The organism is Enterococcus sp. AMC1252 (assembly GCF_058216515.1).
Map to the genome: position 1 here is coordinate 379,978 of NZ_CM177097.1, position 24,281 is coordinate 404,258.

Consider the following 24,281-nt stretch of genomic DNA (forward strand, 5'->3'; position numbering starts at 1 on the left):
TTACACCTCACTTTCAGAACCATTTGAATAAATTACCTTAACTTTGTCCTGTGTTTTTCCATTCAGGACAATTTCATCAAAATCAGAATCAATGGGCCCGAAAGCACCTAACTCCGTCTGTTGATTGCTCGAAAAATGTATTGTTCCAGGACTAGAAGTACCCTTATCGGTTGTAATATTCACAGTAAAAGTCCAATAGCCAGTTTTATCATTGTATCCTCCTGACATTTCGGAAATAAAATCTACAACTTTCACATCTGCAAATCTATCTTTTATTAGTTTAACAACAGTTGTTTCCATTTTTATTACTTGCTGTTCTTTTCTTTGCTTCTTATTTTGATTAAAAGTAAACAAGCTGACACCTCCAATTAGTATAAGTACAAGTAAACCAAGGAACCATTTTTTCTTTTTCAAAGCTTCACGCTCCTTTAATTATCAGGATGTTAGTACAAGAATAGGTATGTAAAAATAATGTTACTATAAACTAATTATCCCAACTAAATTAAAAAGAGTCAATGTTTCAATTGTGATAAATAGTTAGAAATGGATTTAAATGTTGAGGATTTTCGACCGATTCTAGATAATCTAGATAAATTAGTTACCCAATAGCTATAACAGAAATAACTATAAAAAGTAGAGGAAATGATTGTTATGAAGTTTAGAGGGATTCTTTCTAGGCTTTTTTAGTTGAAAATAATTGTGCTAAAACAAAAAAACAAGTAGTTAGATAGCCAACTACTTGTTTAAATCTATCGTGCATCAGTATCAGTTCGGCTAATACTGATGAACTTTAAAATCCCATTTTGCAGCTAGAATTTTAAATCAAAATGTTTTTTAGTTTCTCTTTGGTTTTAAGTTTTTGTGTTTCTTGAGCTAATGTTTTTAGTATTCGCTCATGCTCATAAAAGAGGTTATCGGGAATAGAGTGATTATGGGTATTATTTTTTAGTGAACTGAATGTTTCGTGCCAGTTCTTTAATTGTTGGATTGAATGATTTAGTTTATGTAGATCTTGATAGGTGATCATTTTTATTGGGTGAGCCATGTTGAACCTCCTAATGATTTCTAGTTTTTAATTCATTGTTTTTGTTCTTAAGTCTATTTTAGAGTTTATTACTCTAAAAGTCAATAGAGTTTATAACTCTATCGTAAAATAATTAAAAAGAGGGAGACAAGTCATGGATTATATAAAGCGGATAAGAGAATTACGTGAAGATAATGATTATACACAGAGAGAAGTTGCAGCGCTGTTGAGTGTTGGACAAAGAACTTATGCTGATTATGAATATGGAAAATCGAGAATACCTCTAGATTCCATGATTGTATTAGCAAAATTTTATGAGGTTGACATGAATTATATTTGTGGGATTAGTCATGTGAAGAACTCATTTCCTAAAATGTAGTTAGTTTAATGCTAAATGATAGATAGTTAATTTTAGAGTTTATAGCTCTAAAAAGTGATTGAGTTTATAACTCTAGGATAGAATAATCAAAAAGAGGGATGACTATGGATTATATTAAGCGAATAAGGGCATTACGTGAGGATAACGATTATACACAGAGAGAAGTTGCAACGTTGTTAAACGTGGGTCAGAGAACTTATGCTGATTATGAATATGGGAAGACGAGAATACCTTTAGAATCTATGATTAAACTTGCTAAGTTTTACAATGTTGATATGAATTATATTTGTGGGGTTAGTGATGTGAAAGTGCATTTTCCTAATAAGAAGGGGAAATGAAATTGCAAATAAACATGAATAAATTATCTTTATCTTCACGACAAGCCAAGGTTTTAGATGTCATTGATAACATTTTAGATATTGAGAAAAACAAAAACAATTAAAGACGATGAGTTGATAGAAGTTTGCATACGCAAGCTTCTTTTTTTGTATGTTTTACTTTTCCAACCGTATGTCTCTCTGTCATGTTCCATTCTGCCCTTTCGAGTTAGGACGATGCAATTTAGCAATTTTTTTTGATTGCCTACAAGGAATCAGGGCAGGCCTTCGAATACATCGTCCTTTCCACCAATCAAAAAAATTGCTGTGTCAATTGCGCCGAAAGCGAAAAAGCAAAATGAACGATTCATCGAAAGTTGATACATAGAATTTGAAAACTAAAAGAGAAAAGAAAATCGTCAGGATTGCAGCCTAACAATCTGCGCCTCAGTTCGAAACAAAATGGATGGTCAAAAAGACTAATGTGGAATTAGTAAAAGTAACGGAGGAAATGATGATGGAGCAAGAAGGAAAAAGAGTTGGCGGAGATAGCGATCATTGGATATATCTAATTAATTTAAAATCCTATAACGAAGGATTTTTGTTGGGTGTGTATTTTAGTGAGGAAGTCTTGGCGCAAGCGTATCAAACGATTTGTGTGGGGAATGAGTTTGTAGATGAATTTGGTTATTCGTATGAAGAGTATTATATTCCTATTACTGAAAGCTTTAGCAGAAAAATATAATAGTTTAGAGGAGTATATGAGTTATCCAGATGAAGTTATTCAGGTGATTGCGAAAAATAAAGGTGCTGAGGTAAATATTATTGAATTGGATGATACAGGAGTGAGCAATCATGAGAAGTTTGGATATGCTTTGATAGATTTGGGATATTATGATATTGCTGAACGTTTAGTGAATTATATAGATTATGAAGCTATTGGGAGAGAGGGGATTTAGGGATGAACGGGGAGTTGTGAGTAGTTATTATATAAATATGTTATGAAATAAAAAACAATGTGATTGGAATTCATATCTTTTATATAAATTAATTTGATATACTAAGAGTAATTCAAAAAAGGGAAGTGTTAGATATGCTAATTCTAAATTTGCTTGGATTCCTACCAGAAAAAATTATAGTATCTCATTTCTTTAATCTATCTATAGAAACATTGAGTAATAAATATGAGAAAAGTGATTTTGAGTATGATCAAATTAGAAAGGCTGTTGAATTAGAAAGAGTTAATCAAATTGAAAAATTTAAAGGTGAAAATATAGTTTTGGAATCAGCATTTGATTCAGTAAAGCAGCAAAATAGATTTCTTTATTATAGAATACTCTCTGTGTACAAAGAATTACTAGACAATTCTTTGTACCAAGTAGATACAGAAGAGGACTATACGCATCCTATGAGTTTTATCTTAAATGAAGTTTCTTCAGAATTAACAGATGTTGAGTATAAAAACATGAAATTAACTGATTTTTTTGGTGGTGTTAATGAAAGAACTTTTGAAGAATACTTTTTAAACTTCTTTAACTTCATAAAAGAAAAAATTAATCCAGATAAAGCTATTTTAAATAGTACAATACCGCTAATATATATAAAACCTTTTGAATTTCAGAGCGATTTTTTGACAAGTATGGACATAGAGCCATATAGAATTAAGCAAGTTGAGAATTATACTAGTATGTTGGAGAAGTTTTATGATGAAATTGAGTTATTAAAGATTTTTGGTAACTTACTAGATAATTTTTTTACTACTCAGGACGATGCTAATAAATTTATATTTATTTTGAAGAATCTACCAATGTCGGCTAACGACAATTATTCAAACTTTTTAGTATCAATTTCAATTATAGAGTTGTTTAAAAAAAATGGATTTAGTTGGACTGAGACTGAAAAAGAAGAAATATCAAAGTATTTTTATGGAACGTATTGGGTAGCATCAAAAGACGAAGTAGATTTAATAATAAAAATTCGCAATAAATTAGTTCACGCTGACTATAATCAATACTTCAAGTTACTTGATAAATACAAAAAAAACTATATGAAAGACTTTGAATTTTATCAATTTGAAGCAACCGATTATAGATGGATTTTAGATAGTATTACTATTAAAGTTAATGGAGCGGTTGCAAATATCATTTGGGAAGAACTTAATAAATAGTTGATAATCTACGAGGAGGCAAAATGGATAATAAAAATTTTTATTTTATAGTTAATTTTTTAAGAACTTTTATAGAAAGTAATGAAAAGTTGAGTATTAAGCAGAAAGACATACTTTCGCTTCAAATAATCATTAGTGTAGTTACATCATTAGGTCTTATTATTAATCTCTTAGTGTCTATGATTTGGGAGCTGCTTCTTGAACTGTTTTATTCAGGACTAGTTTTGATTCAAAATATAAAAGAAATTTTCGAAACCGATGGACAAGTAATGACTTTGTATAGGTATAATCCCCAGATAAATTTCGATCTTTCTGTAGAAATAAAATTTGTAGCTGTAACCATGTTATATGCGCTTATTAATCTACTTCTCGTTAGATATGTGAAAAAAGATCATGGAATAATAATGATGATTTCTTTAGTTTTGCAAATAGGAACGGTCTGTTTAATCTATGATAGTGCTTGGAAACTGGTATTATGTATTATAGCTTTTCTATTTATTATAATAACAGTAGTTCCAATCGGGAAAGGTAAATACTTTAATATAATAAAATATGCAGAATATTTTTTAGATGCGTTCAAAGAAAGTCCAGTCCAATTTGATGTAAAAAACAAAAAAAAATATATAGTTCAGGCTATAAAAATTTTTGTTGCATGGATACTCTTTTTCCTAACTTTGCTAGTACAGTTTCCAACGTTAACTTTTCAGATGAATCTATTGATATCAGTATCAACTGTATGTATCATTTTTATGAACACTTCTAATAAGATGAGCAAGTTTATAAAAAAAGCATTTATATATTGCTCATTTATTCCAATTGTTATAATTGGCAATAATATGGTTGAAAGTGGAATTTTTTCAATGCTAGTTCTTTTTATTACTGTTTTTTTCACCTTTGATAGGATAATTTCTTTGTCAAAAGATGCAAAGGAGATTATTCAAGAATATAGTGTAATGTATTATACAGAAGAAGAAATTGATGAGTTAAAAAGTAGGTTGAATTTCATTTTTCCAATAACTTTTTTTAGTGAAAAAAATTTTTCAGAACTGGAAATTGTAAGGCAAATGATACTTTGTTATAAAATGAATTGGTATGATCAATTTAAGCAACTATATAAGATTTATTTGAAAACATCTTTCCATAATTATTTATTATTATTGGGTGGAATGAATTACTACTTAATATTTGATGAAGAAGGTTTTAGTGAAAGAGAGATGTATTTAAGAAATCTATTTACTAGTATACAAGAGCACGAGCAAAAAATTAATCATATCTCGATCTCAGTTGAGTATGCTTATATTCTTTATCATCAAAAGAAAGATTATGAGCTGATTCGAAATTTGTTAGAACCGATAGAACAAACATTGGATAGTGAAATGAAAGAAATATTAGAAATTGCAAGGAGCAATTAGACAAATATAGATAGAAAAAGTTAAACACTGAGGAATTTTTTCAACTTGCATTTTTATATTGAAATTATTACGTTTGTTATTGAATGGGTTTAAATGATTATCAACATCAAATTCTGTCCGTTTAATAAACTTATATTCAATTTAGATATTCTTTTCATAGTTTTATTCATCAGAGGTAATAGAATTAATTTCGGAGGTGTAATATGCTAACACAACAAACTTTCAAAAAAATCCTAAATTATCTTGATAAAAAATATTGGGAAAATAAGACAGATGAAACAAATTGGAATTATTATGGCCTAATTCTTGATAATCATTTTGAGAATTCGGTTCTTTCTATTGATTATTTAGATATTTACGATTATTTAGATGTAAATGGGAATTTTTCCTTTGTTGAAGATACGAGTTTAGCTGCTCAATATAATGATATTTCGGAGAATAAATATTTATTGTTGATTCAAAACTTACTAAATATTTTACATCATTCCCATTTAGGCAAAGAACAAAACATTAATGTTATTACAAGAGTTACAAAAGTATTAAATAGAGAAAATATAAAAACTATCTTTCCAGAAACTGGGGATGTCGTTTTAAAAGTTGATGATATATTAGATAGTGGCTCATACTGTAATATTATAAGAATGCCTAATGGAGTATTACGTAAAGAATTGAGAGTAGAATATAGGAATGACGAAAAACTCAGAAAACGAATGAGATATGAGTTTGAAAATATGAAAAAATTATCCAGCTGTCCTCAAATATTAAATGTTATTGATTTTGACACTGAGAATTCTTCATATTTAATGGAACAAGCAGATATGAATTTACTAACATATTTATCAAGTGAAATTGAATTACCATTTGAAGAAAAAATGATAATTATTACAGATATCCTAAAGGGAATGAATTATGCGCATGAAAATTCTATTATTCATCGAGATTTACATTTAGGGAATGTTCTTAAAATAGGAAAAGATTTTGTTATATGTGATTTTGGTTTAAGTAAAGACCTCTCTATTTTAAAGAGTTTAAAAACATCTTACACTGAAAAGAATAATCATATATTTGTTGATCCACTTGCAATAAATGATTTTAGATTACTAGATAAGAAGAGTGACATTTATTCTATTGGAAAAATGATTGATTATATATTTACGTATAATGCGATAACTACAGATCATCCGTTAAAAACTGTTGTTGAGCGTTGTATTTCGAGGGAAAAAGGACATCGCTATGATTCTATTGACAAAATTATTGCTGATGTTGATGTTACTCTAAAATATCAATATGGACAACTAGATAAAGCACAAATCACCAATCAAATATTAAATAATCAATATGAATCTGGAGTACATGAATATATAATGAATTTAGTTAGTAATAAAAAATTATCCAAATTTATTATAAAACATAAATTATATGATTTCGGAAAATTGATAATATAGTTTGAAAGTGTATATCAAATTGAAATATTGACTGCAATAGAAGACAGTTATTCAGAAGCGACAGGATATGGTGGTTGGAGCAATTATGATATTTTTGCTCAAATAACATATTATCTTTGTTCCAATCTCAAAGAGGTAGAGGCAAGAAGTATTGCATATTCGATTTTAAAAAATTGTGCAAGTATTCGCTATTTTGCTAAAAATCTATTTGAAAAGCTAGAAGATGAATAAGTTTTAATATCATATTTCAAAATAGTTTAGGATATAAGCTTAAAATAGAAAAATCACGTCTAATCAATTTTTTGATTGGGCTTTGAATGCGATTTATATTTGGTAAAATCATTATTATATCCTGATATAGAAAATTCCCTACCAAAATTTGGTAGGGAAAATGGTAGGGAACCGTATCATTTTTAATGAAAATCAAGCATTTCATAAATTGAAAAACGTTGATTTATCGGCATTCCCCATCCTTATTATGTTGGCTCTTTATTCCCACTCAACAGTAGCAGGTGGCTTACTCGTAATATCATAAACAATCCGATTCACATGATCCACTTCATTCACGATCCTCACAGAAATCTTCTGCAACACATCCCAAGGAATTCTCGCAAAATCAGCTGTCATCCCATCAATCGAAGTCACTGCACGAATACCCACAGTATAATCATACGTACGACCATCACCCATTACACCCACACTACGGATGCCAGGTAACACAGTAAAGTACTGCCAAATATCACGATCTAAACCAGCATTGGCGATCTCTTCACGTAAAATCGCATCAGAATCACGCACGATTTCTAATTTTTCTTCGGTAATTTCACCCAGAACACGAATCCCTAAACCAGGACCAGGGAATGGTTGGCGCCAAACGAGCGCTTCAGGCATTCCTAATTCAATTCCTAATTCACGAACTTCATCTTTAAATAAAGTATTCAACGGTTCGATCAATTCAAATTGCATATCTTCCGGCAATCCGCCCACGTTATGGTGAGATTTGATTGTTTGCGCTGTTTCAGTTCCGCTTTCTACGATATCTGTATAAAGAGTTCCTTGAGCTAGGAAGTCGATTCCATCAAGTTTTGTTGCTTCATCATCGAAAAGATAAACGAATTCATTTCCAATGATTTTACGTTTTTTCTCTGGATCAGAAACGCCAGCTAATTTATCTAAGAAACGTTCTTTTGCATCTACTTTAATAATGTTTAAGCCAAATTTTCCACCTAAACTATCCATTACTTGTTCTGCTTCACCTTTACGCAGTAAACCATGATCCACAAAGATACAAGTCAATTGATCGCCAATGGCTTTTTGTAACAGCACACCAACAACGCTTGAATCCACGCCGCCTGAAAGGCCAAGAAGGACTTTTTTATCGCCAACTTGTTCGCGGATTTTGTTGATTTCCATTTCGATGAAGTTACCCATTGTCCAGTCGCCTTCGCAATGACAAATATCAAAGGTAAAGTGACGCAATAAGTCGTTCCCATATTCAGAATGACGTACTTCTGGATGGAATTGCACACCGTAAAGGTTGCGGTCTGTATTTTGAACTGCTGCAAACGGACAATCTGCACTAGTTGCCACTGTTTCAAAGCTGTCAGGGATGGCAGCGACAAGGTCACCATGACTCATCCAAGCGATTTGTTTTTCAGGTGTTCCTTCAAAAATAGGTGAATCAGGAATTAAAAGTGATAGCTCTGACTTGCCGTATTCACGGTTGCCAGCAGGCTCAACTTTTCCACCTAAATTATGCATCATTAGTTGCATGCCGTAACAAATCCCTAGAATTGGAATGCCTAATTCATAAATTTCAGGATCGATACTAAACGCATTTTCATCATAAACACTATTTGGGCCACCAGAGAAAATAATTCCTTTTGGTGCCATTTCGCGAATTTCATCCGCTGTGATTCGGTGGCTCAATAACTCTGAGAACACGCCAAATTCACGAATACGTCGAGTAATCAATTGGTTATATTGACTACCAAAGTCTAAAACAATAATTTTTTCGACAGTTGTCAAATCGGCAACATTGGTCACATTTATTACCCCTATCCATTTAGATTTATCTAATAAGAGGTTGTAAAAAAAGCGTTTAGGTTTGAGCAAAGAAGGAACAACACGCAAATGTTGCGTCTTGTACTTTTCAACATCAAATCGCTAGGCTCTTTGTGTTTCAAAGCAAGAAACCTGCTTCTTTTACACCGTTTATGGAGAATTTTCCGTTAGGAAAATTCTGACCCCTTTAGAATCAAGTTAAGTATTACATGTTTCTTTTAGTACTTCCGCATAAAGATCTCATCAATAATATGATTTTCAGTCTTATGAAGTATAATATCCGCTCTGCCTCGAGTTGGCAAGATATATTCCTCTAAGTTTTTCAAATTCACCGTTTTCCATACTTCTTTAGCCATCGCAAAGGCATCTTCACGATTGCCAATCGCATATTGATAATAGTAATTATCTGGATCAAGAAATGCCGTATCGAGTAAGGCACCAAAACGTTCGAGGTACCATTTTTCGATTAGCTTCGGTTCAGCATCCACAAAGACGGAAAAGTCAAAGAAGTCGCTGACGTAAATTTGCTGATTGGCAGGCAATTGCAGTGTGTTGATTCCTTCAACAATCAGAATATCTGGTTGTTGGATCACTTCATATTCGCCTTCCACGATATCATATACGCTGTGAGAATAAAGTGGTGCTTTGATTTCTTCTTGGCTATTTTTGACTTGGTTTAAAAAATCGATCAACTTCTCCATGTCATAGCTTTCTGGAAATCCCTTCCGATCCATAATGCCTTTGGCTTCTAAAACCTTATTCGGATATAAAAAGCCGTCCGTCGTAATCAGTTGGACATTGCGGCGTTTAAAGGTTCTGGATAAAATCAGCTGCAGTAAGCGAGCGGTAGTACTTTTCCCAACAGCCACACTACCAGCGATCCCGATGATAAAAGGCGGAACAGGCACATATTCATGCAAAAACAGTCCTTTGCTAACAGTTAAAGACTCAAATTCTTTCATATACAAATGAATCAGATGGGTCAGTGGCACGTATATGTCCTGCACATCCTGCAATGAAATTTGATCATTGAAGCCTTTGATATCTTCTAATTCTTCTTCTGTCAGCGGCGCTTTGCCGTTATGATAGAAGCCCTGCCATTCCTTCCGTGAAATGGGGTAATAATTCATTTTATCGTCCATCGGTTCCTCCACCAAAGCCAACATTTATTTCTGCTCCTATTTTAACACAATTTAGCTGGACCTAACACCAATTCCTGAAATAATTCTTTACCTCGGCAAATCAGTCTTTTCAATGGTATGATAAATAAAGAAAACGAGTCTGGAAAGGAAAATGCTTGATGAAAAAAATCGTTTTATTTGGAGATAGCATCACAGCAGGATACGGCGAAGAAGCCATCACGCCGATTTTACAAAACTTGATCACAGAAGATCTATCAGCTCAAAATTATGAAGAAGTGATGATCGTAAATGCTGGGATGCCGGGAGATACTACGCAAGCTGCAATGAAACGTTTGAAAAAAGAAGTCTTAGCAGAACAAGCTGACATCGTAACGATCTTCTTCGGTGCCAATGACACGAATCGTGACAACCTAGTTCCTTTAGAAAAATACGCTGAAAATATCGAAACAATGATCACAAAAATCGGTAAGGAAAAAGTCGTTTTACTCACACCACCATATGTAGATTGTGCTAGAAAACCAACCCGAGATGATGACCGGATTCGTGAATATGTAGAACGAGTAAAAGTAATCGGGGCGAGATACGAAATTCCTGTCATCGATTTATACAAAGCAATGGTCGTTTACCCTGGCACAGATGAATTTTTACAAGCAGATGGGCTACATTTTTCCCAAACCGGTTATGACTTACTCGCTGCCTTGATTGTTCGAGAAATAAAAGGTAGACTGATGACAAAAGAAAATAGTTAGGAAGAAGAAAATGAATAATCATTATTATACAGAAAATCCAGATTTGGCTCATGATTTAGAGCAGTGGTCGTTTGAATTAAGAGGGAAGAAGTTTCATTTTTTAACGGATAGTGGGGTGTTTTCTCGTAATACAGTGGACTTTGGTTCCCGTGTATTGATCGATGCGTTTGAGTGGAAAGAATTGCCAGAAGGAAAGCTTCTAGATGTTGGCTGTGGCTATGGTCCAATCGGATTAACATTAGCTTCATTCAGTGGTAGAACGGTAGAAATGATTGATGTTAATCAGCGAGCAGTCGCTTTAGCGCAAGAAAATGCGAAGAAAAATCATGTAGAAAATGTCGATATCCATACATCAAATATCTACGCTGATACCCATGAACAACAATACGCTGCAATCATCAGCAATCCACCGATTCGAGCGGGGAAAAAAGTGGTTCATGAAATTTTAAGTGAAGCGCATCCCAGACTTTTAGTCGGCGGAACGTTGACTGTTGTGATCCAGAAGAAACAAGGAGCACCAAGCGCTGAGAAAAGGATGGAAGAAGTCTTTGGAAATGTTGAAATCGTGACAAAAGACAAAGGCTACTATATTTTGAAAAGTATCAAAGAAGCATAGTAGTGAATAGAAAAATAAAAAAACGAGACAGTTGAAATAATTGTCTCGTTTTTTTGCGTATTATTCTTTAACGAGCTGTAAAAGTTGCGTATAAATAGCTTTCCATGTTCCGGCTTCATTAAAGTTTTCCACAAGTAAAAAGGCGGTGTCTGGTCTTTCAATCGGTGCCACATAGTTTGCGATGATTACATCAGCGATCGTATCATCGGTCGTGAATATGAAGGTATCAGGGTTAAGAATTTTCATCAATTTTCGTTTTAAGGCTAATTCAGCAACAATATTTCCACCAAAGTCGATATAAATCATGACTTTTTGCTGATGCTCACCTAAAACGATCAAATAAAGCGTATCGATCAAGACTTGCTTACTTTCTTCTTTTTTAGACCAAGAAACTACTGGCTGGAACTGCTCATAGAAATCAACCAACTGCTCGTACAACACTGCATGAGTTTGGATACTTTCAGTAGTTAAGGCTTGTGAATAAAAGATGTTTTTTACATCGTGCCCAAAAAATTGAATATAACTTAAATGTAAGGTCAAAATATAAAGGCTGGCGTAATAGTTTTTATACAAACGTGGCAAAGATTCTAATGTAAAAGTTTCAAATACAGCATCTAGCATTTGTTTAGCAAGCATCGCTAAATCAAAATCGACCATAGTTTCCAAACGTTCACCTAAGCGAATCATTTCTTCGAAGGTACAAAGTCTAGGAATGAAAATCCGTAGGAAGAAGAGTAAGAATGCATGATCAAGTTCATTTTCTTTCGCTTCAAGAATCGTTGTTAAAGGAAATACAGAGGAGGAGTGTATTTCCTCTGTTAAGCGAGCTAGATCTGTTGGTGTATGCTCCAGTACATAGAAAAAAGAATTTAGACTGTGAAGCTCGGAATAAGTCATTTCTTTGGCGTAAGGTAGTGTCTTCTCGTTTGCTATACTTTTTTGACGTTCAGATTCAATCGCAGGATAAGCTGAGTGGTAAAAGAATAAGAAACTAAACACTAAAAAGCGAAAGATAAAAATATCAGAAGCGCGCCCATTAAGAACAACGGTCTTATTAGCAACGGTCAATTTTAAATTAAATTGCTTCAAAAAAGGGTTGACCTGACGGATAACATAATAGGTATGAGATTGAGAAAAGAGCAATTTTTGTGCAATATCAGTAATCGGTATTTGCTCTTCGTGTAAAAAAAGATAGGTCAATTGAAACATAGCAGAAGCATTTAAATAATGTTGAATAAGTTCATAAATCAATAATGAAGGATGATGGCCGTCTCCTGATTTATCTGCTATATATTTATTTTCTTTATAATTAATTGTGATTGGGATTTGATAGATTGCCAGATCTCTATTGAGCTGAAGTACAAAGTGATACAGCCGATTTTTAGAGAGAGACAACTGTGTTTGTAGGGCCTCACTTTCAATCATAGGGCTATTTACGATTCTAGTAAATAAATCCAATTTTATCTGTTCATTTTTTTTGATTAATTGAGTCATTAACATAACGATCCCACCTTTATAGTAGATATTATAAACGGGTTTAAATATTTTTCATATTAAAAAATTAAAAATAAGCAAATTATTGTAATACGAGAATATCTTGAAGTTGAGGCTAGATTCTTTTATATTTTGTAAGCAGAACAAATTTTGACAAACAAGAGGTGGTTAAGTGAAATTCATGAAACGATTTACTTTATGGATAGTCGTTGTTTTTTTAGTCGTCAGTCCTTTATGTCAAAGTCCTCTAAATGTATTCGCGGAAACACTAAGTGAGCAAACGAATATTTTGAAAATACATAAAAATGAAAAAGAACAAGCGTTAGTTACTTTACCCAAAGTTAGTTCAGGGCAAGACGTAACCATTAAAACGAATACAGTGATCGATGTGGCTGCTTTAGAGCAGGAGCAACCGATTGTAAATTTGACTAGTGATGAAGATAATCACACTATTTCATTTATCTATCAAGGAACAGCACCGTTTCAATTATATTTTGATGTTGAACAAGTAACGGAGCAAGAAATTATAGTAGAACAGAATCAAGAAGCAGTCACATATCAACTACAGTTAGACGAAAGCTTCACTGAAACGAGTACGACAGAATCAACAAGTAGTGAAATAGAAGATACTGCTCAATCCAGTTCAGAAACATCTTCAACAGTTGAAACAACAGAGGCTTCGGAAACTGAAAGTAGTTCAGAAGATCAAAGCAGTGCTAGTAGCGATCTGGATTCAAAATCAGATTCCACACCAACAACGGAACCAGAAGCTAAACCAGAAACGCGATCAGGTGACTTGATGAGCGAGATTTCAGCAGATCGAGACGCTGGCTGGAAAGTACAACTGGATAAGCAAACGACGTTATCTACTCCCTTATCATCAGGAAGTCAAATTTCTTACGGTTTTGCGACAGAAGCAGATTTATTTTTGACCAATATCTTTTTAACTAATGAGAATGGTCAGAGAGTGGATTATCGAAATGAAAGTAATACTTCGAATGGTAGAGGGATTCGTTTCTACTCTTTTGAAAAAGCTGGTGATTATACGGCTGTAGAGAAAGTTGCGTTGACTGCAGTCTCAGTCAAAGACAATCAAATCAGAGGGTATGGAGAGTTCACGCTAGATCATAATTTAATCTATTCTTATAAAGTTGTGGTGCGGGTGACGTTAAGTTCAAACCCAGTAACTGGGGATATTCAAAAACAAATTGAGATCAAGCGTGTAGATAAACCTATGCTAGGTGATCCTCAACCAATGAACGTTGGGTTTTCGGAAATTGTCGATACTAAGTTGAATGGTAGAGATAGTGGCGATGTTGCGTACATTGGGAATGACCGGGGACTTTCAATTGAAAATAGTCCTTATCAACTGATGTTTAAAGTTGGAGAAACAAATAATGTTGGAGCTAATCCAGACAAATGGGCCGCTGCGAAAGGAACTTACCTAGACTTAAGTATTGGGATCCATTGGTGGTATCGTTATGCAGAACCGGGCGATTTTTTCAAGAGTCGATCGATCATTGGCGGTGAGGTTCATGGGTTAGAAGAGAACGATGGTCAACCAGGTGAAATCGTCGATCATTATTCAGATGCGGCGGTTGCAATGATGTGGAATAAACAAAAAGTGAAACCACAAGAAAAGCGAACGATGTCTTATACGATTCATTTGGATGAAATAGACAAACCTAAAATTAGCTTAAAATCAGATATTCCTGCTAGTTTACTTGAAGGGAAAAATTTAGAAAAGGTAATCGGCACGTTAGAGTCAGATAGAAGTCGCGTGGTTGATATGCTCTATGCAATCGATGATGAGCCATATACAAAATTTGAAGAAATTGAAAATACAAATCTAGGTGAAAAACAAGAGTGGTCAATCGATAAAATCGACTTATCAGCATACAAAGCGGGCAAACATACGCTGACTTTTCTAGCTCAGGATAGCGATGGTTACTTGTCTGAGAAAATCACACGTACGTTTAGAATCGTATCGAAAGACACAAAGTACGTTTTTGATTCCACCGTCACGAATAAAGATGGACTACTCTCAAAGGTTCATCCCGGCGACCGCTTGCACTATGAGATATACCTAGAAAACAGAGGGAAGAATATTTATTTCCACTGGGAAAATGAATTCTCTAAGTACTTAACGCTAGATGAAGCATCAGTGCATATTGTGAACAAACGAGATCCTAAACCAGATGTTCAAATACAAGGAAACAAAATGATTTATGACGGGGCAATGGCGCTTAATGAAGTGATCACGTTTAGTTTTGATGCAATTGTAAAGGATGAAAGTTTAGGCGTGAAATTAGCGTCTATCGTGAATAAAGCTAGTTTTTATGAAAAAGATGGCTCCACAAAACCTCTAGTAAAAAGTGAAATCAGTGTGGCAAACGAAGGAATAGTTACCAATTTCCCTAAACCATACTTAGAGGGACAGTTGTTAAACAAAGAAATCAAAGAAGAGGACGAACTTGTTTTTGAAGGCAAGATCGGTAACTCGACGATAACTAAAGAGGCTGATTCTGGTGCATGGAAACAAGTGCAATATGTGTTTCCAGAAGAAGAAGGACTAGTTCTTAAAGAAGTTCAGATTCTTGATAAAAATAATCAACCTGTGCCCGATAGTCAAGTTGAATGCGGCATCGTTTCTGAAACGGATGGCCAGCAAGTAAAACAAAACTATCGTAGAATGGCGATTGCTCGATTTAAAAAGGATATTTTACCCCAAGAAGAATACCATATACGAGTGAAAGCGACAGCAGCAAAAGAGTCATCTAAGTTAAGTGAACCAATCATTGTTCATACTTCTGCTTTTGGAACAGACAAAACAGAGGAAAGCGTTGAGGTTGAAAAAGAAATCAAATTACCTAAGATCCAACCAAAAGAAATGTTGACCATTGCAGATGTGACAGGTGAATTGAATTTTGGCGAGTGGACAATAAAACGAGAAAAGCAGAAAAGATATGCAGAAGATTTAAGTATAACGATCCAAGATACACGCACTGGTGATAATTCATGGACATTGCAAGTATCGAGCAAAGTTAAAAATGAATCTGGCGATGTATTGCCTTTATTCTTTGAAGAAGGAAATCAAAAACAATCCTTGGAAGATGGGGTCATCATTAGCCATAAAGGAATGAAGAAATTGAGCTTTGGGGAAAAAAGCGAGCAAAAAATTTATGCTGAACTTTCTCCAAACATGACAAAAGGTCATTATCAAGGAACCGTATCTTGGAATTTGATGGATGTACCTTAAGGAGTGCGTCTTCATTATTATCGTTTTAAATAGGTAGAATCATTAGCGTCTATCGTTAAAATAATCAATCAGTTAAACAATATTAGGAGGAATTTTATTATGAAAACAAGTACATTAACAGCAGGAATGATTTTATTAGCAGCAGGAAGTCTATTTGCAATGACTGCTCATGCAGAAGAAGCTCCAGCCAAACAAGCAACAACAAAAACAGAAGCAGCCGTTAAAGGCGGAGATCTTTACTTAACAGGCTTCACAAATAAAGTGAATTTTGATTTTGATTTAAACGAGGCAGTAACGACAGATGAACATGGCAATACAGTGATCAACTCAGTGATTAAGTCTAAACCGATGGAAAATGAATCTGGGATCATTCAAGGTCAAGTAGTTGATTTACTAGGGTCTAACGAAAAATGGACTGTGAATGTTAAATTATCAGCTTTTGTTAATACAGAAAATAAAGAGCAAACATTAGCATCGCCATTAATCGAAGGGTCAAAAGTTTTAGGTCAAGAAGTACCTAGATCAGCAGATAACTCAATTATCATTGATCAAGAAGGAACTAATATTGTTTCTGATGGCGAAACAACTGGATTAGGTGTTAATACAATCGGATTATCGAATGCTATGATGACATTTGGCTATACAAACAACAAAAAAGTAGTTGCTGGTGATTATGCTGGTGAAATCAATTGGAACTTAGTTGATGCTGAAACAGGTCAAGAATAAGCAATCGATTAAGTAGACATAGTAATAAATATAGCGAAAGTAGTTTGAAACAAAGAGTATGACTTTTTGTTTCAAACTTATCTGTACATAAGTCACTCACGTTTTATAGAGAAAGGAATAATTATAATGAAAAAAATAATAGGATGTTTAAGTGTTCTCTTTGTTGTTGGTCTTTTTTGTGGAAGCACTGCTTCTGCCGAAGAAATGGCCTACTCCGTTCAAGCGATTTTACCTGAAAACCAAAAGTCAGACGTCAGCTATTTTGATTTACATATGAACCCTTCACAAGAGCAAGAGCTAAAGCTAAAACTTGTAAATGATGCCGACCGACCATCAACTATCGCAGTGACGCCTAGAGATGCGTTTACGAATAACAATGGAATGGTTGATTACAGTGTTGACAAACCTACATTAGATAAAACGATGAAGTATGGTTTGACGGATTTAGTGTCAGAGAAACAAGTTGTTACCTTAAATCCTAAAGAAGAAAAAGAGGTTAGTTTTCATTTGAAGATGCCAACTGACTCTTTCGATGGCGAAATCTTAGGTGGATTTTTTGTTCAAGAAGTAAAAGACAAAGAGACTACTGAGGATTCAAAGGGATCCAAGCAAGAACAAAAAAATGCTTCGGGTGTACAGCTGTCAAATCGATTTTCTTACACAATCGGTGTAAAATTAAGCGAAACAGATAATCTCGTAAAACCAGAAATTAAGCTGGGCGATGTTCAAGCAGGTCTTGTAAATGGGCGAACCGCTTTTTTAGCAACATTAAGAAATGTTCAAAGTACAACCTTAAAAAAAGCGACTGTTGAAGCAAAGGTATATCAAAAAGATCAATTGGTTTATACAACCAAGAAAGAAAAATTAGCGATGGCACCTCATTCAGTATTTGATTACAATATTTCTTTAGAGAATGAAGAAATCCATGCAGGAGAGTATACGCTGAAGTTAACCGTTACAAGCGGTGAAGAGAAGTGGGCATTTACAAAAGAGTTTGATGTCGAGAAAAAAGAGGCAGAGAAATTCAACAAAGAAGCTGTAGATGTGGTAAAACAACCAACCAATTATTGGCCAGGGGTAGCAGCTGGAATGGGGCTTGTCTTAGTTGGATTATTTGGGTATATTGTGTATCAAAAAAAACATAAATAAAAGAAACAGTCGTAAATTTAAATGTATTTACGACTGTCTTTTTTAGTTCAACAAGTTTTATTGGGCATTTAAAAAGAGGCAATCCCATCAATAAATATATAGGGATTTATTACTAGAGATTTTTGTATTTTGATAAATTTGCATCTCGTTTCCTCCGCTCGATTTGATAAATTAATTGTATCATATTCACTAACAGTTAATTAGCAATGATGTTATTAGGTTCATTTTTTTAACATCTATATTTTCTATAAGAATATCTATATTTTGTTTATTTTTATTCTTTTTTGAAAGCGCTATAATTCTATTGTAGACAATTTGATGAAAGGAGTTGGGGAAATGAAGAAGAAGTCAAAGAGCTCGCTTTTTTTTACAAATGTATGGCGGTATAAGGCGTTGATCTTAATGGCGATCCCAGCAATGATTTGGATGATTTTTTTCTTTTATATTCCAGTATTGACCAATGTGGTAGCTTTTAAGGATTTCCATATTTCGCCAGATGGATTTATCGCTAGTTTGAAAGAGAGCCCTTGGGTTGGCTTAGAAAATTTCAAGTTTTTATTTTCTTCTAATGATGCCTTTTTGATTACGAAAAATACAGTGTTGTACAACGTGACCTTCATTACATTAAACCTTGTCATTTCTGTATTTTTTGCAATCGTGATGAGTGAATTGCGGAATAAGCGTTTGGTAAAGGTTTATCAAACGATGTCTCTTTTGCCGTATTTCTTATCTTGGGTTATTATTGGGTATTTTGTTTATGCCTTTTTAAGTCCAGATAAAGGGATTTTCAATCAATGGATTTCAAGTCGTGGAGGAACACCAATCAATTGGTATAGTGAAGCGAAATATTGGCCATTTATCTTAGTGTTTATCGGAACATGGAAAGGAATTGGGTATAATAGTATCATTTACTTTGCCTCTGTCATGGGAATCGATCCTACTTATTACGAGGCTGCAATGGTAGATGGTGCTAGTAAATGGCAGCAAATCAAGAATGTGACGATTCCCCAATTGTTGCCTTTGATGACGATCATGACGATTTTAGCTGTGGGAAACATTTTTAGAGCGGATTTTGGTTTGTTCTATAACGTTCCAAGAAATTCAGGTTCCTTGTATCAAGTCACATCTGTTTTAGATACGTATATCTTTAACGGGTTGACTGCTACCGGAGATATCGGGATGACAGCAGCTGCTGGCTTGTATCAATCGACAGTCGGTTTTGTCTTGTTGATGGTCACAAACGCGATCGTTCGTCGTTTTGACAATGATTCGGCATTATTCTAAGGAGGAGTGAAAACATTGAGGAAAAAGCCAGTTTCAAAAGTAGCAATTCGCTCATTTAATAAACCTGTCAATTTACTTTTTAATGTGTTGATCGCCGTTTTTGCTCTATCTTGTATTTTGCCGTTTTTGTTTGTTGTGGCGATTTCACTAAGTAATGAAACTGCAATAGCGGCTCACGGCTATAGTTTTTGGCCGCAGGAATTTAGTTTCTTTGGTTACACTTATTTGTTTGATCAGATGCAAGATAAAATTTTTCAAGCGTTGTTTGTAACAGTTTTTGTAACAGTAGTTGGAACCTTGATCAATAGTACGGCGACATCACTATATGCGTATGTGATTTCAAGATCTAATTTTCCGTTTCGTCGGTTTTTCACTATCTTTTGTTTGATTACGATGTTGTTTTCTCCAGGGATGGTGGCAAATTATATAGTGACAGTTAATCTGCTTCATTTAAGAGATACGATTTGGGCGTTGATTTTGCCAATGGCGGTCAGTCCGTTTAATATTATTGTGATGCGGACATTTTTCAAGCGTTCAGTATCTGATTCGATCATTGAGTCGGCTCGGATCGATGGCGCTTCTGAGATGCGGATATTTATTCAAATCGTGTTGCCACTAGCTGTTCCGGGTATTGCAACAATCAGTTTGTTTGCAGCTTTAGGATATTGGAATGACTGGTTTAATGCACTGTTATATATTCAAAAAGATAGTTTAGTTCCACTACAATATTTATTGATGAAGATTCAAAATAATATTCAATACTTGACTCAAAATGCTGGAGCCAGTAGTCAATTATCTGGCGGAATGGCTGCGATACCGGGAGAATCTGCTCGGATGGCGATCGTCGTTATTTCGACATTGCCAATTGCAATCAGTTATCCGTTTTTCCAAAAGTATTTTGTCAAAGGGTTAACGATTGGTGGAGTTAAGGAATAAAAGGCTAGTTCATTCAGCTTTTTAAGATAGCTAGTTACGTGGGCTAGCTCATTCAGCTTTTAAAATTAGGAGGAACAGGAATGAAGACGTGGAAAAAAGTAGTCGGATTAAGTACAGCAGTGGTTCTTTTAGGTGCGTTAACAGCATGTGGTGGCAGTAAAGAAAAAACGGATGGAAGCAGTAAAAAGGCGGATGGAAATACGCTAACGATGTATCAAATTGGTGATAAGCCTGATAATTATGATGCATTGATGGACATTGCTAACAAGAGACTTGAAGAGAAGACGGGTGCGAAACTAAACATCCAATATATTGGTTGGGGCGATTATGAGAAAAAAATGAGTGTGATTGTCTCTTCTGGTGAAAATTATGATATTGCTTTTGCAAATACCTATGTACCAAATGCGCAAAAAGGGGCATACGCTGATTTAACTGAACTGGCTCCGAAGTTTGCTAAAGATGCTTATGATCAGTTGGATGAAGCTTATATCAAAGGAAATTTAGTGGATGGTAAGTTATACGCATTTCCAGTTAATGGCAATGTATACGCTCAACAAGTATTAACATTTAATAAACAGTATCTAGATAAATATAAGTTATCAATCGATGATATCAAATCGTATAAAGACGCAGAAAGCATCTTAAAAACGTTCCATGAAAAAGAACCGAATATTGCAGCCTTTGCGATTGGTCAAGGCTTCAAAGCACAAGGGGATTTTGACTTTCCAATTGGAAACGACTATCCATTCGCAGTCGATTTAAATGGTGATACAAAAAAAATCATCAACCAATATGAAAGCAAAGATTTCATGGAGGTCTTAAAAACGATGCATAAATGGTATCAAGCAGGTTATATTCCATCCGATGCAGCAACAAGCAATACAGAGTTTCCGTTAGAAGGAAATACTTGGTTCGTTCGTCAAGAAACACAAGGACCTTACGATTATGGTGATACAATTTTAAGTAATGCAGCTGGTCATGAATTAGTATCTAAAGCATTTACTATACCATTGAAATCAAGTGATCAAGCACGAATGGCTAATTTCGTTGTTTCAAATACGTCTAAAAACAAAGAAAAAGCGGTAGAGGTGTTAGGTCAAATCAATAGTGATCCGGAGCTGCTAAACGGATTGGTTTGGGGAATAGAAGGCGAAGCATGGGAAAAAATTTCTGGTAAAGAGGATAAAATCAAGTTATTAGATGGATACAAACCGAATACTCACTTACCTGCATGGAATACAGGAAATAACAAAATTTTATATACCCAAGATACAATCACAGATGAGATGATCAAAGAGCGTGATGAATCAATTGCTAAAGCGGAAACATCTCCGATTTTAGGCTTTAACTTTGTAACGTCGAATGTGAAAACAGAAATGAGCAATATAGCAAACGTTATGAGTCAATACCTGGATGGTTTGAATACAGGAACGGTTGATCCAGAAGAAACAGTCCCTAAATTAAAAGAAGCACTTGTTAATGCTGGTTATGATAAAGTCATGACTGAGATGCAAAAACAATACGATGAGTTTTTGAAAAAATAAAACAGGTATAGTCCGTAGAACCAAGTGATTCGATGCTGCATCGTTTTTACTTGGTTCTTTTAAAAAATAATTGAGTTAAACTGCGTAGTATTATTGTATGCAACAGTTTTTTTATTTGGAATATCTTGAATAGTTATTTATTATACTAATAGAGATGCAGAAAGGAAGAGTTAGATGGTTGGAAAAGCGTTAGAAACGTTATTCATTAAAGTCTGGGTCATTGTAAAGTTAAATTTGTTTTTTTGGTTATTCAGCTGTTGTGGATTACTTGTAGCTGGTATTGGCCCCGCCTTGAAAACGGTCAATGAACTATTTATCAGTCACGAATTTAATTATAAAGAAATTACGTTAAAAGAAGGTTGGATGAGTTTTAAGCAGAATTTTATCAGAGGGAATATTCTCTTTTATGGAACTGTTTTGTTGTTAGCAGTTTTAGCATACAATTTGTTTTTATCTGTTCAAATCCAAGGCTTGGCTTTTTTAATGATTGATTTTCTTTTAGTTTTTGCAATGATCTATGCAGGTGTTACTTTCCAGTACACTTTATTATTAGATAGTTATTATGAAATCGGTTTAAAAAATTTATTGAAGCTAGCTTTTATTTCAACGTTATCTAACTTTACCAATCTCTTGAAAATTGTGCTTGGCATCTGCTTGATTCTGTTTATTACATGGAAGTTCAAAGGCCTGATTTTATTTGGGACTTTTTCTATGATTCAAATTTGGAGCTTTACTGCAACAAAGTCATGGCGTCAAACAATCGATCAACGATTGGAACTCCATGCGTAAACACAAACCTTCTTTCTTTAATGAAAAAACGTTACTGAACCGATTGCTGAAAAATTATGCGTTGATCCTCGTTTCCTTGATCTTAGTCGGCATGTTCAGTATTGGTATGAATACCTATTGGCAATCGATGGGAAGAGGGGAAGTCACAGCACAAGAAGCTGTGGATACGATTAGCCGCTCGCTCAATGATAAGAATTTACAAGGAAAAACCATGATGAATGGGCTGACAGATAATCAAGAGAAAATCAACAGCTTAAATCGTTATATGGATAATTCGATTTCAGATTATTTGACTTATTCATATGATCAACAATTAGAAACAGGTAATTATTTATTCTTACCTGGGCAAGTTAAAAATTTTTATACTATGTATGATAATATCGAATCGATCATCATCGTCTTGAACAATTATAACGATTACTACCTTTCGACTGCAGAAGATAAGAGCGGTAAGAAAATCAAAGGAACACCGCGTCTAAACAATAAGTTTTATTTAGCTTACCCAATCACGAACCCAGTGACGTTAGAAGTGTTAGGAAGTTTTTATGTTGAGTTTTCTCAAAAAGATATTCTCGATAGTTTGACTCATTTAACGACATTTGATGGATTATCAGCGTATGTATTCTCCAATACAGGGTATCAATTATTGACTTATACGGAAAAAGGTAACACGCTCGATCAACAACTGATTCAAAAAAAAATGAAAGAAGTATCGGAGTTGCCACTTCAAAACTTGATGGAAAAAAATATATTGGAGCATCTCCAAACAGCAAGTGGTTTTGATATTTTAGTGACGATCTCTAAAGCAAAAATTCTGACACATGTTCTTTTTGAGTTACGTATTTTGATGTTGGGTGGTTTGGTGCTGATTCTATTGTTGCTATATTTACTTTACCGGACATTTACTAAGTATTCTCAGCAGGTAGATATTATTATGGGATCAATGGCACTTGTTTCAGAAGGTGACTTGAATACACGTATCAATGAACAAGAGACGCAATTTGAGTTAAAAGAGCTTTCTATAGGGATCAATACGATGCTGGATAATATTGAGCAATATATTGCGGATATTTATAAACTAGAAATCAAACAGCAAGATGCGCATATGAGAGCGTTACAGTCACAAATCAGCCCTCATTTTTTATATAATACTTTAGAGTATATTCGCATGTATGCGTTAAGTGAAGGAAGTGAGGAGTTAGCGGATGTTGTGTATGCATTCTCGACTTTGTTGCGAAATAATACCGATCAAGCTAAGACGACGACGTTAGAAAAAGAGCTGAGTTTTTGTGAAAAGTATGTGTACTTGTATCAAATGAGGTATCCAGATCGAATTGCGTATCATTTTGAGATCGACGAAGCATTAAAGGATCTTGTTTTACCGAAATTCTCGATTCAGCCCTTGATTGAAAATTATTTTGTTCACGGTATCGATTTTTCTAGGAATGACAATGCCATTAGTGTGAAAGCTTGTTTAGTTGATGGACAAGTAAAGATTTTGATTCGTGATAATGGCAAAGGAATCTCTTTACAAAAGCTGGCATTGATTCAAACCAAGTTGAAGAGTGATCAAATTGAGCTACATGATTCGATTGGATTGCAAAATGTTAATGAACGTTTGCGGGCTTATTTTGGGCCATCATTTTTGATGACAATCACGCCAAATGAAACAAAAGGTATCGCAATTGAGCTATCTTTCGCTTATCCTCTTCCTTAAGGGAATTCTGATATAAAACGAAGATCAAGGGAATGATTACTTTGAAACGTCACTATCTCTCACAGCAA

The 24,281-nt window shown here is 34.3% G+C and carries 23 protein-coding genes; 18 read left to right on the forward strand and 5 right to left on the reverse strand.

Going from position 1 to position 24,281, the window contains the following annotated elements; all coding sequences use genetic code 11:
* Together AC4BB5_RS01760 and AC4BB5_RS01765 are read right to left on the reverse strand one after the other, a co-directional pair.
* Positions 1–414: a hypothetical protein gene (locus AC4BB5_RS01760; RefSeq protein ID WP_490457739.1), complete on the reverse strand. Its 414-nt coding sequence runs from the start codon at positions 412–414 to the stop codon at positions 1–3.
* A 403-nt stretch (positions 415–817) separates the two neighbouring features.
* Positions 818–1,045, reverse strand: a complete 228-nt coding sequence (locus tag AC4BB5_RS01765) for a hypothetical protein (RefSeq protein WP_490457740.1) — start codon at positions 1,043–1,045, stop codon at positions 818–820.
* A gap of 133 nt (positions 1,046–1,178) precedes the next feature.
* Here AC4BB5_RS01765 and AC4BB5_RS01770 point away from each other — a divergent pair, with 133 nt between their 5' ends.
* From AC4BB5_RS01770 to AC4BB5_RS01805, 8 genes are all read left to right on the forward strand, one after another.
* A complete protein-coding gene (locus tag AC4BB5_RS01770) occupies positions 1,179–1,403 on the forward strand; it encodes a helix-turn-helix domain-containing protein (RefSeq protein ID WP_490457741.1) in 225 nt (74 codons plus the stop codon).
* A 104-nt stretch (positions 1,404–1,507) separates the two neighbouring features.
* The gene (locus AC4BB5_RS01775; protein ID WP_490457742.1) at positions 1,508–1,741 is read left to right on the forward strand and encodes a helix-turn-helix domain-containing protein; all 234 of its coding nucleotides are present in this window, start codon (positions 1,508–1,510) and stop codon (positions 1,739–1,741) included.
* Between the two features lie 445 nt (positions 1,742–2,186).
* Positions 2,187–2,465: a hypothetical protein gene (locus AC4BB5_RS01780; RefSeq protein ID WP_490457743.1), complete on the forward strand. Its 279-nt coding sequence runs from the start codon at positions 2,187–2,189 to the stop codon at positions 2,463–2,465.
* 16 nt (positions 2,466–2,481) lie between these two features.
* Positions 2,482–2,679 (forward strand): hypothetical protein, encoded by a 198-nt coding sequence (locus tag AC4BB5_RS01785; protein WP_490457744.1) that lies wholly within the window; start codon positions 2,482–2,484, stop codon positions 2,677–2,679.
* A 134-nt stretch (positions 2,680–2,813) separates the two neighbouring features.
* Positions 2,814–3,887, forward strand: a complete 1,074-nt coding sequence (locus tag AC4BB5_RS01790; protein WP_490457745.1) for a hypothetical protein — start codon at positions 2,814–2,816, stop codon at positions 3,885–3,887.
* A 23-nt stretch (positions 3,888–3,910) separates the two neighbouring features.
* Positions 3,911–5,299: a hypothetical protein gene (locus AC4BB5_RS01795; RefSeq protein ID WP_490457746.1), complete on the forward strand. Its 1,389-nt coding sequence runs from the start codon at positions 3,911–3,913 to the stop codon at positions 5,297–5,299.
* Between the two features lie 203 nt (positions 5,300–5,502).
* Positions 5,503–6,744, forward strand: a complete 1,242-nt coding sequence (locus AC4BB5_RS01800; RefSeq protein WP_490457747.1) for a protein kinase domain-containing protein — start codon at positions 5,503–5,505, stop codon at positions 6,742–6,744.
* Between the two features lie 27 nt (positions 6,745–6,771).
* On the forward strand, positions 6,772–6,975 hold the full coding sequence (locus AC4BB5_RS01805; RefSeq protein ID WP_490457748.1) for a hypothetical protein: 204 nt from the start codon (positions 6,772–6,774) through the stop codon (positions 6,973–6,975).
* A gap of 258 nt (positions 6,976–7,233) precedes the next feature.
* Here AC4BB5_RS01805 and guaA read toward each other — a convergent pair whose 3' ends face one another.
* A complete protein-coding gene (guaA, locus tag AC4BB5_RS01810) occupies positions 7,234–8,790 on the reverse strand; it encodes a glutamine-hydrolyzing GMP synthase (protein WP_490457749.1) in 1,557 nt (518 codons plus the stop codon).
* Positions 8,791–9,026: 236 nt separating this feature from the next.
* Positions 9,027–9,950 (reverse strand): type I pantothenate kinase, encoded by a 924-nt coding sequence (gene coaA / locus AC4BB5_RS01815; protein WP_086315709.1) that lies wholly within the window; start codon positions 9,948–9,950, stop codon positions 9,027–9,029.
* Positions 9,951–10,108: 158 nt separating this feature from the next.
* Between coaA and AC4BB5_RS01820 the strand changes: the two genes are divergently transcribed.
* Positions 10,109–10,699 (forward strand): SGNH/GDSL hydrolase family protein, encoded by a 591-nt coding sequence (locus tag AC4BB5_RS01820; protein ID WP_490457750.1) that lies wholly within the window; start codon positions 10,109–10,111, stop codon positions 10,697–10,699.
* 10 nt (positions 10,700–10,709) lie between these two features.
* Positions 10,710–11,315 carry a class I SAM-dependent methyltransferase gene (locus AC4BB5_RS01825; RefSeq protein WP_490457751.1) on the forward strand — a complete coding sequence of 202 codons (606 nt, stop codon included), beginning with the start codon at positions 10,710–10,712 and terminating at the stop codon, positions 11,313–11,315.
* A gap of 60 nt (positions 11,316–11,375) precedes the next feature.
* Here AC4BB5_RS01825 and AC4BB5_RS01830 read toward each other — a convergent pair whose 3' ends face one another.
* Entirely contained in the window at positions 11,376–12,815 is a 1,440-nt protein-coding gene (locus AC4BB5_RS01830; protein ID WP_490457752.1) for a helix-turn-helix domain-containing protein, read from the reverse strand.
* Positions 12,816–12,990: 175 nt separating this feature from the next.
* On the opposite strand from AC4BB5_RS01830, the gene AC4BB5_RS01835 reads away from it, so the two are divergent.
* The 8 genes from AC4BB5_RS01835 to AC4BB5_RS01870 all read left to right on the forward strand — a co-directional run bounded on the left by AC4BB5_RS01835 (position 12,991) and on the right by AC4BB5_RS01870 (position 24,213).
* Positions 12,991–16,068: a hypothetical protein gene (locus AC4BB5_RS01835; RefSeq protein ID WP_490459015.1), complete on the forward strand. Its 3,078-nt coding sequence runs from the start codon at positions 12,991–12,993 to the stop codon at positions 16,066–16,068.
* 99 nt (positions 16,069–16,167) lie between these two features.
* Complete coding sequence (locus tag AC4BB5_RS01840; protein ID WP_490457753.1) at positions 16,168–16,794, forward strand: WxL domain-containing protein; 627 nt, start codon at positions 16,168–16,170, stop codon at positions 16,792–16,794.
* Positions 16,795–16,920: 126 nt separating this feature from the next.
* Complete coding sequence (locus AC4BB5_RS01845; protein ID WP_490457754.1) at positions 16,921–17,943, forward strand: WxLIP family cell surface protein; 1,023 nt, start codon at positions 16,921–16,923, stop codon at positions 17,941–17,943.
* A 318-nt stretch (positions 17,944–18,261) separates the two neighbouring features.
* Positions 18,262–19,227: an ABC transporter permease gene (locus tag AC4BB5_RS01850; protein ID WP_490457755.1), complete on the forward strand. Its 966-nt coding sequence runs from the start codon at positions 18,262–18,264 to the stop codon at positions 19,225–19,227.
* Positions 19,228–19,242: 15 nt separating this feature from the next.
* Entirely contained in the window at positions 19,243–20,163 is a 921-nt protein-coding gene (locus tag AC4BB5_RS01855) for a carbohydrate ABC transporter permease (RefSeq protein ID WP_490457756.1), read from the forward strand.
* 80 nt (positions 20,164–20,243) lie between these two features.
* Positions 20,244–21,707 (forward strand): ABC transporter substrate-binding protein, encoded by a 1,464-nt coding sequence (locus AC4BB5_RS01860; RefSeq protein WP_490457757.1) that lies wholly within the window; start codon positions 20,244–20,246, stop codon positions 21,705–21,707.
* A 174-nt stretch (positions 21,708–21,881) separates the two neighbouring features.
* Complete coding sequence (locus AC4BB5_RS01865) at positions 21,882–22,496, forward strand: YesL family protein (RefSeq protein WP_490457758.1); 615 nt, start codon at positions 21,882–21,884, stop codon at positions 22,494–22,496.
* Complete coding sequence (locus AC4BB5_RS01870) at positions 22,489–24,213, forward strand: sensor histidine kinase (RefSeq protein ID WP_490457759.1); 1,725 nt, start codon at positions 22,489–22,491, stop codon at positions 24,211–24,213. The genes AC4BB5_RS01865 and AC4BB5_RS01870 overlap by 8 nt, the downstream gene beginning before the upstream one ends.
* Positions 24,214–24,281 lie beyond the last annotated feature (68 nt).

What these genes read in the sequence shown, in the direction of transcription:
- AC4BB5_RS01765 (WP_490457740.1), bottom strand. Translation starts at nt 1,045, where the DNA reads ATGGCTCACCCAATAAAAATGATCACCTATCAAGATCTACATAAACTA.
- AC4BB5_RS01770 (WP_490457741.1), top strand. Translation starts at nt 1,179, where the DNA reads ATGGATTATATAAAGCGGATAAGAGAATTACGTGAAGATAATGATTAT.
- AC4BB5_RS01775 (WP_490457742.1), top strand. Translation starts at nt 1,508, where the DNA reads ATGGATTATATTAAGCGAATAAGGGCATTACGTGAGGATAACGATTAT.
- AC4BB5_RS01780 (WP_490457743.1), top strand. Translation starts at nt 2,187, where the DNA reads ATGGTCAAAAAGACTAATGTGGAATTAGTAAAAGTAACGGAGGAAATG.
- AC4BB5_RS01785 (WP_490457744.1), top strand. Translation starts at nt 2,482, where the DNA reads ATGAGTTATCCAGATGAAGTTATTCAGGTGATTGCGAAAAATAAAGGT.
- AC4BB5_RS01790 (WP_490457745.1), top strand. Translation starts at nt 2,814, where the DNA reads ATGCTAATTCTAAATTTGCTTGGATTCCTACCAGAAAAAATTATAGTA.
- AC4BB5_RS01795 (WP_490457746.1), top strand. Translation starts at nt 3,911, where the DNA reads ATGGATAATAAAAATTTTTATTTTATAGTTAATTTTTTAAGAACTTTT.
- AC4BB5_RS01800 (WP_490457747.1), top strand. Translation starts at nt 5,503, where the DNA reads ATGCTAACACAACAAACTTTCAAAAAAATCCTAAATTATCTTGATAAA.
- coaA (WP_086315709.1), bottom strand. Translation starts at nt 9,950, where the DNA reads ATGGACGATAAAATGAATTATTACCCCATTTCACGGAAGGAATGGCAG.
- AC4BB5_RS01820 (WP_490457750.1), top strand. Translation starts at nt 10,109, where the DNA reads ATGAAAAAAATCGTTTTATTTGGAGATAGCATCACAGCAGGATACGGC.
- AC4BB5_RS01825 (WP_490457751.1), top strand. Translation starts at nt 10,710, where the DNA reads ATGAATAATCATTATTATACAGAAAATCCAGATTTGGCTCATGATTTA.
- AC4BB5_RS01830 (WP_490457752.1), bottom strand. Translation starts at nt 12,815, where the DNA reads ATGTTAATGACTCAATTAATCAAAAAAAATGAACAGATAAAATTGGAT.
- AC4BB5_RS01835 (WP_490459015.1), top strand. Translation starts at nt 12,991, where the DNA reads ATGAAACGATTTACTTTATGGATAGTCGTTGTTTTTTTAGTCGTCAGT.
- AC4BB5_RS01840 (WP_490457753.1), top strand. Translation starts at nt 16,168, where the DNA reads ATGAAAACAAGTACATTAACAGCAGGAATGATTTTATTAGCAGCAGGA.
- AC4BB5_RS01845 (WP_490457754.1), top strand. Translation starts at nt 16,921, where the DNA reads ATGAAAAAAATAATAGGATGTTTAAGTGTTCTCTTTGTTGTTGGTCTT.
- AC4BB5_RS01850 (WP_490457755.1), top strand. Translation starts at nt 18,262, where the DNA reads ATGAAAGGAGTTGGGGAAATGAAGAAGAAGTCAAAGAGCTCGCTTTTT.
- AC4BB5_RS01860 (WP_490457757.1), top strand. Translation starts at nt 20,244, where the DNA reads ATGAAGACGTGGAAAAAAGTAGTCGGATTAAGTACAGCAGTGGTTCTT.
- AC4BB5_RS01865 (WP_490457758.1), top strand. Translation starts at nt 21,882, where the DNA reads ATGGTTGGAAAAGCGTTAGAAACGTTATTCATTAAAGTCTGGGTCATT.
- AC4BB5_RS01870 (WP_490457759.1), top strand. Translation starts at nt 22,489, where the DNA reads ATGCGTAAACACAAACCTTCTTTCTTTAATGAAAAAACGTTACTGAAC.